The sequence below is a fragment of the Microcoleus sp. T3_A4 genome, assembly GCF_036700465.1.
Lineage (GTDB): Bacteria > Cyanobacteriota > Cyanobacteriia > Cyanobacteriales > Microcoleaceae > Microcoleus.
This window is the reverse complement of the sequence record NZ_JAUBOY010000014.1, coordinates 78,250-91,261: the sequence shown is the minus strand read 5'-3', so window position 1 is coordinate 91,261 and position 13,012 is coordinate 78,250. Positions and strand designations below refer to the sequence as shown.

Genomic DNA, 13,012 nt, shown 5'->3' with positions numbered 1-13,012 from the left:
TGAAAAATATTCTCAGGATAGGTGCTGTCAACTGCCGAAAAAAGGAAGTTCGGCAACGGATTATTTAACGGATGTAACGGATGGCAGTTCGGCAACGGATTATTTAACGGATGTAACGGATGTAACGGATGGCAGTTCGGCAACGGATTATTTAACGGATGTAACGGATGTAACGGATGGAAGGAATCGACGGCAGGGGAAAGTGCAATTAAGAACGTCCTAACCATTTTGGCGGTTGCTCTAAGTTTACTTTTACCCGTTTTTACGTTTGCCAATCAGAGCGAAGAATCACATGATTAATTTTATTTCTGCCATTTTGGGCGATTTCCCATCACTGGGAACCATAAAATAGTTAAGTTTATTTCAGCCTGCATACTTATTATGTTAGCCGATCGCAATTAAAGCATACCCAAATAAATACATACTCTGTTATTCGCATATTCCCAGCAAAATCAACCGGAGTTTACTGAAATCTTGATAATTGCTCCAATTCTACCCAGCAAATGAGTCTTTGTTTGCAGGAGTCCCAGCCATCGCCAAAATCGCACCAATCCGATTCAGTTATTCGCATATCCCGGAAATCCGGCATTCCCTGGTTGACTGACCCCTCGCCGCACTGAGATAAACTACCGGGGGCGGCTCATCAATTACAGCTTGAAGATTTTTTGTCATAAATTTATTAATCTCCATATCTAAAGTAGCTGTAAAATCAGGTTCATCCCAATCCTCGCTTTCTTCAATGCTAATTGTTGTTGGTGGCCCAATATCAAAATCTAGCTCATCGCCAAAATCCGAAACTTTCTTAATTGGCTCTATTTTCTGATCGGTATCAGTCGCTAAAGCTTGAGTTGTATTGGCTATTAGTACGAGCGGCAGTGCTACTATGGCACTTATCGTTTGTCGCGCCGTGATTTTCCTCATGGTATCCTCCTGGTATAAACTAACTTTTGGTGCTGCTATACATTCAACATCTGCGCCTACTTTAGAGCGCTTTCAGTCGATTTTAGATTTTAGATTTTAGATTGACTCCACAGAAGAATCTGAGAGCTTTAACTAGGGTCTAAAATTGTGCGCTGCTTAACACTCCGGCACTTCGCAAGTATCCGTTTTTGAGCAGAGTCATTAATTAATAGTGGCTTGTTTTTCCACAGGATATAACCTGATCTGTAACTGTTTGTGGCAAGTTTGTTTAACGGAGCATATCCGGTCAAGTGTTTGCCTTTCTATTTACTACGTGAAAACTCTTAAACAGTCAGGTTTTCCCGTTAAGAAGTAATTCCCCGGTGTTTGCGAGTGTTCATCTCAGACTCGAAGCAAAGTGGGTGAGAAGTCCGCGCCTGCGTAGCTATCCCGTAGGGAATCGCACACCCGTTTTCGCACACCCGTTTTCGCACTCCCGCGCTGCCACCAGCAAGCTGATGTGACATACCACAGCCACGGAATATCTGTCAATACTTATATCTTAACATTTCTAATTTTTTGCATAATTCTCGTTACCAGGAAGAGCCTGGTAACGCAGCTCGGCGAGGCAGAGCCTCCAGCCAAGTCTAGAGGACTCCTATTTCGTCAAGCCGTGTTCGAGAGCGAAGCGAACCAACTCAGTACGGCTGTTAGTACCCGTCTTGCTAAACAAACGGCTGACGTACTTTTCCACATTACGCACGCTAGTTTCCAAGCGGCGGGCAATTTCCTTATTCATCAAACCTTGAGCAACCAAATCCAAAACACTTTGTTCTCGCGGAGTCAAATCAATTTTAATCGGCGAAGGACTTTGGGCGATCGAACTCCGCCCACTCAGCAAAGACTCAATTCTCGCCATTTGGCTTGTCAAAGCAGCAATATCTGGACTTTCAGCATTTTCGCTTGTCTCCTTAGCAGCCGCGCGGCGGGCCAGCAAATTGGTTACTATTGCTACTAATTCGTCGGGATCGAAGGGCTTAGAAAGATAAGCATCGCAGCCTGCTTGATAGCCTTGAATACGATCGCTCGTCATCCCCTTAGCCGTCAAAAACACCACCGGCAAAGCTTTATAGCGAGGATCTTCCCGCACTTGCTTGAGAAACTGATAACCGTCCACCTGGGGCATCATAATGTCTGAAATCACCAAATCCGGATTAGTCTGCTGCAAGATTTCCCAGCCGTCGCGAGCATTACTGGCAACCTCAACCGCAAAATCGCTATCTTCCAAATAAGCTTGTACTGCTTCCCGCAAGCCCGGTTCATCATCTACCAATAATAATCGTGCTGACATCTCTGTTACCTTCTTAATAGTGTAAATATTGTAGGTTGGGTTGAGGAACGAAACCCAAATCTTCATTTTAAATAAGGTGTTGGGTTTCGCCATCGCTCAACCCAACCTACAGAATAAAAACTTTAGCTCAAAACTCAAAACTATTGTCTTTTGTTCCCCTTAAACTTTGGAACGATCGGTCAAAATTTCATAGCCAGTTTCTGTCACCAACACAGTATGCTCAAACTGAGCTGACATAGCATTGTCAACTGTTACAGCAGTCCACTTGTCAGAAAGCGTCCGAGTGTACTTAGAACCCGCATTCAGAATCGGTTCGATCGCCAATGTCATACCTGCTCGCAATTTCACGTTCGGCATTTCCCGCGTGCGGAAATTGAAAACCGACGGTTCCTCGTGCAAATTTCGTCCGACACCGTGGCCGGTAAACTCCTCAACGATACTAAAACCGTTGCTTTTGACATGATCTTCCATCGCACCAGCCAGATCGAGCAAATAAGCTCCCGCCTTGACTTGTTCGATGCCTTTGTAGAGCGTTTCTTCTGCGACTCGGATTAATTTTGCCGATTCGGGAGTCACTTCCACAACTGCGATCGTAATGCAAGAATCGCCGTGAAAACCTTGGTAATATGCCCCCGTATCTACCTTGAGAACATCTCCGGCCCGAATTACTTTTTTGGCGCTGGGGATGCCGTGAACAACTTCGTTATTAATGCTAGAGCAAATCGATCCCGTGAAACCGTGATAGCCTTTAAAACTGGGAGTTGCACCCATTTCGCGGATGCGTCTTTCGGCATAAGCATCCAAATCAGCAGTAGTCATTCCCGGTTTCACCATTTGGGAAATTTCTTTGAGTACCGTTGCAACGATTTTCGCTGCTTGCCGCATAATTTCGATTTCGCGTTCCGACTTAATTTCAATGCCTCGACGCTGTTTTTTGACTTGGGGTGCTTGAGTTGGGCTAGAAAGCAGACTGCTAAAAATATTCATGTATTGATGGGCGGGTAATTTTGTACTTGGACGGCAGGTTGAAGCAAAAAACGGCAAATATCCAGCTTTTTGTGGAAAAATGGGTGTCTTGTTCCGAACTGTCGATCGCGTGTCCTTTAAGCTAGCTTAATATTTTTCTCAGTAATCAGCACGGGATTGGGGGGTCAACAAAGCGGTTTTAACCGCCGAGTCCGTCGGCTCAGGATTTCCGAGTATTCCTGTGAGGTTAGCAATTGCTGCAATTAACTTAGTTATGTCAACTGGTTTAGATAAGTGCATCTGGAAACCAGCTTCCAGCGCTTGCTGGCGCTCTTCCTCTCTCGCGTAGGCCGTCAGAGCGATCGCAGGCATCTTTCCACCCCTGAGCCTTTCCATTTCTCTCACCCGCGCGATCAACTCATAGCCGTCTGCTTCCGGCATTCCAATGTCGCTCAGCAGCAGAGCCGGCCAATAACTGTCCAGTGCGGCTAGAGCCCCGGCAACCGATGCAGCCGATCGCACCACAGCTCCTTCGTCCTCAAGTAAAGCAATCAAAAACTCCCGCGTGTCATCGTCATCATCCACCACCAGCAATTGCAAATTAGCCAGAGTGGGAAGGGTCTCTGCCTGGTCATTGAGGTGCGACCAATCATCGTCAGCAGCGAGGGCGTTCCTCTGTGCCACAGGGAGAGCCACCGTAAATTTCGCACCCTCGCCCGGATTATTCTCTGCATGCACCTTACCGCCGTGCTGTTCCACCAAGTGACGGACGATCGCCAATCCCAGTCCCAAACCTCCGTAAGACCTAGTTGTGCTGCTATCAGCTTGGCGGAAGCGATCGAAAACATAAGGCAGAAAATCAGGCTCAATACCAATGCCGCTATCAATTATCTGAATGTGAGCCTCATCTCCAACTGACTCTAACCGCACCTCTACTTTACCCTCTTGCGGACTAAACTTAATCGCATTTGACAGCAAATTCCACACAATTTGCTGCAAGCGATCGGGATCGCCGATAACTTCACCTACATTGGGACTGCACGTTAATTCTATGACTATGGATTTTTCCTCAGTCAGCGGCTCCAAAGAATCTATTGCCAGCTTAATCGCAGATTCCAACCGAATCGGATGCTTATTTAAATTTAGTTTACCCCGCAAAATCCGCGAAACATCTAAAATATCTTCGATGAGTTGAGCTTGAGATTTAGCATTGCGCTCAATTGTTTCTAGGGCTTTCTCAATAGTGTCTTGGTCAAATGTTTTGGTACGAAGCAGCCTAGACCAGCCGAGAATTGCATTTAAAGGAGTGCGGAGTTCGTGAGAGAGAATAGCTAGAAATTCATCCTTCATCTGGTTAGCTCTCTCCGCTTCTTGCCGCGCCACTTGTTCGCGGATTAGTCTCCCGCGTTCTTCCTCTGCTTGCTTGCGGTCTGTGACATCTCTAACCGTGCCCACATGACCGATAAGTTTTCCCAAATCCGAAAACATTGGTGACGACTGCACGTGAACCCAACGCACGCTTTCGCTACCAGCTAATCGAAACTCGTTAGAATATTCCTGACTTTCTTTAATCCAAGCTAACCAATCTGTGACTACGCGATCGCGATCTTCTGGATGAACTTCCCGCTGCCAAACCTCTACCAAGCTTTCGTCCAAAGCTAACCCGCAAATCGCTTGACAACGGGGATTAATGTAAGTACAGCGGCCTTCAACGTCAGCTAAGTAAATTCCCAGTGGCGAACAAGCACACAAAGTGCGAAACCGCTCTTCACTTTTACTTAGTTCACTATTAACAGCCGCTAACTGTGTTGCTTGCTGCTTCACCTCGACGGTTTTTTGGAACAATTCCACAAATACCTGCACCTTCGATGTCAATATTTCCGGTTCCAAGGGTTTGAACAGGTAATCCACTGCACCCAGAGAATAACCTTTAAACACGTGGGTGTCATTACTGCTGAATGCTGTGATAAAAATAATCGGAGTCGCTCGCGATCGATCTCTAGAGCGAATCAATGTTGCTGTCTCAAATCCATCCATTCCCGGCATCTGCACATCAAGCAAAATTACTGCAAAATCTTCATTAAGCAGACATCTCAGAGCCTCCGCGCCCGAACTAGCTTGTACTAGATTATAAGAGGGGCTGTTGAGAATAGCTTCTAGAGCTATCAAATTTTCTGGGCGATCGTCAACTAAAAGGACATTTACTCGATGGGGGGACTGCTGATTCATAATTTTTTTAATCTTTAATTCTTAGCAAATTGACTAAACAGGGAGCAATTTTAGAGAGGGGTAAAATCCAGTCTACTTCAACATTTGCGATCGCTGACGCTGGCATGGTCGGGCACAGAGCTGAAGCCGGTTCCTCCACAAATGTCAATCCTCCTTCAGCTTTAATTTTTGCCAGCCCTTTACTACCATCCGAATTCGCTCCCGTTAAAATTATGCCGATAACTTTCTCCCCAAAGGCATCCGCAGCAGACTCAAACAGCACATCGATTGATGGCCGCGCGTAGCAGACAGGAGCCTCAGTTGATAGTGCAAATGTAGGAGTTCCGCGATTGGGGATTGGGGATTTTGAATTATGGATTGACTCCACTGCCACGCTCCCCCATTCTGTAAAGTTGTTTTGATACAGGCTAAACTCCTCCTCACAGGGAGATTCTATTAGCAAGTGATAGTCAGCGGGAGCCAAGTAAACCCGTCCAGGTGCGATCGGCTCTTTGTCTTTTGCCTCTGTGATTTGGAGAGAGCTTTGCTTTTGTAAAAAATAAGTAAGCCTATTCTCAGAACTCTTATGGCGGTGTTGGACAATAACTACAGGCAAAGGAAAGCTTTGGGGCAAATCTGCCAGCAGCACAGTCAGAGCCTCTAGCCCTCCCAAAGACGTACCCACAACCACTATTTGAAAATTTTTCTTATTTAATTCTCCGGTAGAGTTTCTCACTACTTTCAATTGGTTCATAGTATTTTTCATAAGGTGTAAAAGTCAGAGACTCCTGATGTCCTAGTCCTAAAACTCCAAACATTCCCAGGCTCTCATAAAAAAGCTTGTGTACCCGCTCTTGGAGGTGTGAATTGAAATAAATCAGCACATTACGGCACAAAATAACATTAAATTCATTAAAAGAATTATCCGTTGCTAGGTTGTGGTGAGCAAAGACAATATTATCTTTAAGTGAAGAGCGAAAAATCGCATTTTCATAGGCAGCAGTGTAATACTCAGAAAACGCTTTCTTGCCCCCCGCTTGGTGGTATAGTTGCGTATATTCTTGCATTTGTTTCAGCGGGAATATCCCTGTTTTGGCTGTTTTCAACACTAATTCATTCATGTCCGTAGCGTAAATCCGACAACGGTCATAAAGTCCTTCTTCTTGCAGCAAGATTGCCATAGAATAGACTTCTTCGCCCGTTGAACATCCAGCGTGCCAAATCCGAATAAAAGGATAAGTACGCAGCAGCGGCACCACTTTATTTCTGAAACTAATGTAAAAGCTGGGATCGCGAAACATCGCCGTTACATTGACAGAAATATCCAGCAGTAAACGATCTAGGTAAGCAGGATTGTGAAGTACCTTTTCCTGAAGTGCAGAGACAGTGGTGAGCTGTTCCGAGCGAATAGTGTTCCTAATACGGCGCTTGAGAGAGGCAAGAGCATAATTACGAAAATCAAATCCGTAATAGCGAAACATTCCCTCTAGTAGGAGTTGAATTTCGATTGTTTCAAGTTCATGGCTTTCGGACATTTTTAATGACTAATTGGTTATTGGGCATTTTTGACTGTTGACTGTTAACTGTTGACTGTTGACTGTTGACTGCTGACTGCTAACTGCTGACTGCTGACTGCTGACTGCTGACTGCTGACTGCTGACTGCTGACTGCTGACTGCTGACAACTGCCAACAGTCAACTGCCAACTGACAACGGACTTCCATTATCGATAAAGCCAGACACGCAGCAGCGAGAGCAACTGTTCCGTATCAACAGGTTTGGTAATGTAGTCAGACGCACCAGCTTCGATACATTTTTCCCGATCGCCCTTCATAGCTTTCGCAGTAAGAGCAATCATTGGCAACGAAGCAAATTGAGGCATACTACGAATAGCTTGCATTGTTTCGTAACCGTCCATCTCTGGCATCATCACGTCCATCAACACAATATTTATGCCAGGGGTATTTTGCAATTTAGCAATGCCCTCTCTGCCATTCTCAGCATACACAACTTCCATTTTATGGCGCTCCAGCATACTTGTGAGGGCGAAAATATTCCGCATATCGTCGTCAACAATCAAGACTGTTTTGCCCGCGAGCGTCGAATCTGTTTGATACAATTGCTCTAGCATTTGGCGCTTGGGTTCCGGCAAATTTGCTTGAACTCGGTGCAAAAACAAAGCGGTTTCATCTAACAAACGTTCCGGCGAGCGCACATCTTTAACAATGATTGTTTCCGCCATGCGCTTGAGTTGAGTTTCTTCGGATCGTGTCAACTCTTTGCCCGTATAAATAATAAGCGGCAGACTTTTCAAATTAGCCTCTTGCTTGATCTGCTCGATCAGTTCAAAACCAGTCATATCTGGTAGTCCCAAATCGAGTACAACGCAGTCAAAATGCCCGGATTTCAAAGTTGCTAGTGCCTCTGCACCACTCCCCACAGCCGTTGTAGAAACATCGTGATTGCCGATTAAATCCACAATGCTCAGACGCTGTGTTTCGTCGTCTTCCACGACTAGCAAATTCTTCACTGGCCGCTCCACAAAACCCTTAATATCAGTCAAAGCTTTGCTCAAGGCTTCGCGACTGACAGGCTTTTGTAAGTAGGCGATCGCCCCTAACTGCAAACTGCGCTGCCGCCCTTCTTCAACTGATACAATGTGAACCGGAATGTGGCGCGTACTTGGATCGTGCTTCAAGCGATCGAGCACTGTCCAGCCATCCATCACAGGCAAATTTAGATCCAGCATAATCGCAGTTGGCTTGAACTCTCGCGCCATCGCCAAACCGATATCGCTCCGCAAAGCCACCAAACCTTTAAAACCCTGTTCCTGCGCCATATCCAACAGAATTCGAGCGAAGTTTACATCATCTTCAATAATCAAAAGCACGCGATCGTCACTCTCAATATTTTCTCGATCATCAGAGATTAAAGGTGAGGGGTAAGGCGCGATCGGCAAGTGGAAATTCGGCAAAGGAAGTGCGGGAGAATTAGCAGAGGGTAATTGAGGCGTTTGCTTGCCCGTTCCCGAGCCCGTATCAGTGATTATTATTCGCGATTCTTGGTAAGTTTGTGGCAGATAAAGCGTGAACCTACTACCCTCACCAGGGCTACTTGTCAATTTAATTTCTCCGCCTAGCAAATTAGCGATTTCTCTACTAATTGACAAACCCAAACCCGTGCCCCCGTATTTGCGGCTAGTGCTACCATCTGCTTGTTGGAAAGCCTCAAAAATAACCCTGTGTTTTTCAGCAGAAATCCCAATCCCGGTATCGCTAACTGAGAAAGCCAAAACAGTAGGGGAACTCCTTAAACTTTCTATCTCTAAACTCCACCCTTCCCGCGCTACTTCCGCACGCAATTTCACCTCACCTCGCTCTGTAAACTTAAACGCATTAGAGAGGAGATTCTTCAAAACTTGTTGCAGCCGTTTAGCATCAGTATAGAGACCTTTTGGCAACCCAGCCTCAAGCTCTATTTTAAAACTCAACTTCTTATCCTGGGCGATTTGGCGGAAAGTCCGATCCAAATGATCTCGCAAGTCCGTAAACAACACTTGCTCAATTTCCACCGACATCGTGCCCGATTCAATCTTAGCGAGATCCAAGATGTCATTAATCAGCCCCAGCAAATCATTTCCCGCCGAGTAAATTGTGCGCGTGTATTCAACTTGCTTCACAGTCAAATTGCCTTCAGTATTGTCAGAAAGCAATCGAGCCAGAATCAACAGCGAATTTAGCGGAGTTCGCAACTCGTGAGACATATTTGCCAGAAACTCCGACTTATACTTAGAAGTTAGAGCCAACTGTTCGGCTCTTTCTTCCAACAACCCCCTCGCCTGTTCGATATCTCGGTTTTTCCGCTCAACTTCCTTATTTTGCAGCGCTAGCAATTCCGCTTGTTCTTCTAGTTCTTCATTCGTTTGTTGCAACTCTTCCTGCTGACTCTTCAACAGTTCCTCCGATGCGCGGAGTGACTGCGCTTGTTGTTCGAGACGCTTGTTAGTTTCCGTTAGTTCTTTTTGCTGAGTTTGTAACTCTTCTGCCAAAGACTGTGACTGTTTCAGCAACTCTTCCGTCCGCATACTCGCCGCAATTGTATTTAAGACAATGGCGATACTTTCTGTAAGTTGGTCGAGGAATGTCAAGTGTATTTCGCTGAATCGGCGGAACGAAGCTAACTCGATTACTGCCGTCACTTGTCCCTCAAATAATACGGGTAAAACTACCACATTCAGCGGCGTAGATTCTCCCAGTCCCGAACCAATTTTAACGTAGTTTTCCGGCACTTCTGTCAACAGTATCCGTTCCTTTTCCAGGGCGCACTGCCCTACCAAACCTTCGCCTAAATGGAATCTATTTCCTAACTGTTTGCGTTCGCGGTAGGCGTAGGTACTTAACAGTTTGAGAAACGGATCATGTTCGACAGATTCCATCATAAAGAAGACGCCATGCTGAGCAGAAACCAACGGCGTCAATTCTGAGAGAATTAGTTTAGAAACAGTTTCTAAATCCCGCTGACCTTGTAGCATTCGAGTGAACTTAGCAAGGTTTGTTTTCAGCCAATCTTGCTCAGTATTTTTCTGCGTAGTCTCCCGCAGATTGGCGATCATCTGGTTAATGTTGTCCTTAACGATCGCAACTTCTCCTTCCGTGGCGACGGAAATTGACCTCGTTAAATCGCCTCTGGTAACAGCAATTGCCACTTCTGCGATCGCCCGCAACTGAGTAGTCAAATTCGCCGCCAACTCATTCACATTATCCGTCAAATCTCGCCACGTCCCCGCCGCGCCCGGAACCTTCGCCTGGCCACCCAATTTCCCTTCAATTCCCACTTCCCGCGCCACTGTAGTAACTTGATCTGCAAACGTCGCGAGCGTATCAATCATCTCATTAATCGTATCTGCCAGAGTCGCAATTTCTCCCTTAGCTTCCAGCATTAATTTGCGCTTCAAATCGCCATTCGCCACCGCCGTCACAACCTTAGCAATACCCCGCACTTGCGCTGTCAAATTCCCCGCCATCGAGTTTACGTTGTCGGTTAAATCTTTCCAAGTTCCCGCAACTCCTTTCACCTCAGCTTGACCGCCCAATTTACCCTCAGTTCCCACCTCCCGCGCCACCCGCGTTACCTCAGAAGCAAAGGAATTAAGCTGATCCACCATCACGTTAATAGTGTCTTTCAACTCCAGAATTTCGCCTTTAACATCCACGGTGATTTTCTTAGACAAATCGCCATTTGCCACCGCTTTCGTCACTTCCGCAATATTCCGCACCTGCGCCGTCAAATTCCCCGCCATCAAGTTTACGTTGTCGGTTAAATCTTTCCAAGTTCCCCCTACACCCCGCACGTAAGCTTGCACACCTAATTTACCTTCCGTTCCTACTTCTCTCGCCACCCGCGTTACTTCAGATGCGAAGGAACTCAACTGATCCACCATGATGTTAATCGTGTTTTTCAGTTCGAGAATTTCGCCTTTTACATCTACTGTAATTTTTTTGGATAAATCGCCATTTGCCACCGCCGTTGTCACTTCGGCAATGTTACGCACTTGTGCTGTTAAATTCCCCGCCATCGAGTTAACTGAATCCGTTAAATCTTTCCAAGTTCCGGCAACTCCTTTAACTTCAGCTTGCACACCTAATTTCCCTTCCGTCCCCACTTCCCTAGCAACCCTGGTTACTTCCGAAGCGAAGGAATTTAACTGATCCACCATCGTGTTGACGGTGTTTTTTAACTCCAGAATTTCACCCTTAACATCTACAGTAATTTTCTTCGACAAGTCGCCATTTGCCACCGCAGTAGTAACAGCCGCAATATTCCGTACTTGCTCTGTCAAACTACCCGCCATGAAGTTAACGCTATCCGTTAAATCCTTCCAAGTTCCTGCTACGCCTCGCACATCCGCTTGACCACCGAGTTTACCTTCGGAACCCACTTCCCTCGCAACCCTGGTTACTTCAGATGCAAAGGAATTAAGCTGATCCACCATCACGTTAATGGTGTTTTTCAGTTCTAAAATTTCGCCTTTAACCTGTACCGTAATTTTTTTAGATAAGTCACCGTTAGCAACAGCCGTCGTCACCTCAGCAATGTTGCGGACTTGTGCTGTTAAATTCCCGGCCATTGAGTTAACTGAATCTGTTAAATCTTTCCAGGTTCCTGCTACCTCCTGCACTTCAGCTTGCACACCTAATTTCCCTTCCGTTCCCACTTCCCTAGCAACCCTGGTTACTTCAGATGCGAAGGAATTTAACTGGTCAACCATGGTGTTGACGGTATTTTTGAGTTCAAGAATTTCCCCTTTAACATCTACGGTAATTTTCTTAGATAAATCGCCCTTTGCCACAGCGGTTGTCACTTCAGCGATGTTCCGCACTTGTGCTGTCAAACTGCCTGCCATGAAGTTAACGCTATCCGTTAAATCCTTCCAAGTTCCGGCAACTCCTTTCACCTCAGCTTGACCGCCAAGTTTGCCTTCGGAACCTACTTCTCTCGCCACCCGCGTTACTTCAGATGCGAAGGAATTTAACTGATCCACCATGATGTTAATCGTGTTTTTTAACTCCAGAATTTCACCTTTAACATCTACTGTAATTTTTTTAGATAAGTCACCATTTGCCACAGCAGTCGTCACGTCGGCAATGTTCCGTACTTGTGCGGTAAGATTGCCGGCCATTGAGTTAACTGAATCCGTTAAATCTTTCCAGGTTCCTGCAACTCCCCGCACTTCAGCTTGCACCCCTAATTTGCCTTCCGTTCCTACTTCTCTCGCCACCCGCGTTACTTCAGATGCGAAGGAACTCAACTGATCCACCATGATGTTAATCGTGTTTTTCAGTTCGAGAATTTCACCTTTTACATCTACTGTAATTTTTTTGGATAAATCGCCATTGGCCACAGCCGTCGTCACTTCGGCAATGTTACGCACTTGTGCTGTTAAATTCCCCGCCATCGAGTTAACTGAATCCGTTAAATCTTTCCAGGTTCCAGCAACTCCTTTAACTTCTGCTTGCACGCCTAATTTCCCTTCGGTTCCCACTTCCCTAGCCACCCGCGTTACTTCCGACGCAAAGGAGCTCAACTGGTCTACCATTGTGTTAACAATTTGCGCTGTTTGGAGGAATTCTCCTTTGAGGGGTCTGTCTTCTATTTCTAAGGCGATGGTTTGCGATAAATCTCCTTTTGCTACGGCCCGAATTACTCTGGCGGTTTCAGAGGTTGGTTGCACTAAATCTGTAATTAGGGTATTGACAGAGTTGACGCTAGCTGCCCATGACCCCTCGGCGCTGCCGATGGTGGCACGCTGGGCGATTTTGCCTTCTTTACCGACAACTGTGCCGATGCGATCGAGTTCGGCCGCCATTCTCTCATTGAGCTCGATAATGTCGTTAAGTTCGTCAGCAATTTTCCCCGCTAGACCGGTCTGGTCTATGGGCATCCGAACTGAAAAGTCCCCTTTTTTGACTGCCACTAAGGTTCTAAGTAACTGTTTGGCATAATTATTGGAATTGGGGCTGGTTATCTGTGCAGTTGACATGAGCGTTACCTTTGACGAGTTTGAAGGGGAAGGGGGGAATATTTTTGA

The 13,012-nt window shown here is 46.0% G+C and carries 10 protein-coding genes; 1 reads left to right on the top strand and 9 read right to left on the bottom strand.

Translation table 11 applies throughout. The features are described from left to right. Nucleotides 1-21 precede the first annotated feature (21 nt). Nucleotides 22-300, top strand: coding sequence for a hypothetical protein (locus tag QUA07_RS10260; RefSeq protein ID WP_333324674.1), 279 nt, complete (start codon nucleotides 22-24; stop codon nucleotides 298-300). A 261-nt stretch (nucleotides 301-561) separates the two neighbouring features. Here the strand turns inward: QUA07_RS10260 and QUA07_RS10255 are convergent, their stop codons facing one another. From QUA07_RS10255 to QUA07_RS10215, 9 genes are all read right to left on the bottom strand, one after another. Then, entirely contained in the window at nucleotides 562-921 is a 360-nt protein-coding gene (locus QUA07_RS10255; protein WP_333324672.1) for a hypothetical protein, read from the bottom strand. Nucleotides 922-1,265: 344 nt separating this feature from the next. Beyond that, nucleotides 1,266-1,427, bottom strand: a complete 162-nt coding sequence (locus tag QUA07_RS10250; RefSeq protein WP_333324670.1) for a hypothetical protein — start codon at nucleotides 1,425-1,427, stop codon at nucleotides 1,266-1,268. Nucleotides 1,428-1,558: 131 nt separating this feature from the next. Continuing rightward, nucleotides 1,559-2,251, bottom strand: a complete 693-nt coding sequence (locus QUA07_RS10245) for a response regulator transcription factor (RefSeq protein WP_333080704.1) — start codon at nucleotides 2,249-2,251, stop codon at nucleotides 1,559-1,561. Between the two features lie 159 nt (nucleotides 2,252-2,410). Beyond that, complete coding sequence (map, locus tag QUA07_RS10240; RefSeq protein WP_333080703.1) at nucleotides 2,411-3,238, bottom strand: type I methionyl aminopeptidase; 828 nt, start codon at nucleotides 3,236-3,238, stop codon at nucleotides 2,411-2,413. 138 nt (nucleotides 3,239-3,376) lie between these two features. Then, on the bottom strand, nucleotides 3,377-5,446 hold the full coding sequence (locus QUA07_RS10235) for a response regulator (RefSeq protein ID WP_333324668.1): 2,070 nt from the start codon (nucleotides 5,444-5,446) through the stop codon (nucleotides 3,377-3,379). 7 nt (nucleotides 5,447-5,453) lie between these two features. After that, complete coding sequence (locus QUA07_RS10230; protein WP_333324666.1) at nucleotides 5,454-6,179, bottom strand: chemotaxis protein CheB; 726 nt, start codon at nucleotides 6,177-6,179, stop codon at nucleotides 5,454-5,456. Continuing rightward, on the bottom strand, nucleotides 6,133-6,960 hold the full coding sequence (locus tag QUA07_RS10225) for a protein-glutamate O-methyltransferase CheR (protein ID WP_333324664.1): 828 nt from the start codon (nucleotides 6,958-6,960) through the stop codon (nucleotides 6,133-6,135). Before QUA07_RS10225 ends, QUA07_RS10230 begins: the two co-directional genes overlap by 47 nt. A 44-nt stretch (nucleotides 6,961-7,004) precedes the next feature. After that, the gene (locus QUA07_RS10220) at nucleotides 7,005-7,148 is read right to left on the bottom strand and encodes a hypothetical protein (RefSeq protein ID WP_333324661.1); all 144 of its coding nucleotides are present in this window, start codon (nucleotides 7,146-7,148) and stop codon (nucleotides 7,005-7,007) included. Further along, nucleotides 7,148-12,964: a HAMP domain-containing protein gene (locus QUA07_RS10215; protein ID WP_333324659.1), complete on the bottom strand. Its 5,817-nt coding sequence runs from the start codon at nucleotides 12,962-12,964 to the stop codon at nucleotides 7,148-7,150. Before QUA07_RS10215 ends, QUA07_RS10220 begins: the two co-directional genes overlap by 1 nt. Nucleotides 12,965-13,012: the final 48 nt, after the last annotated feature.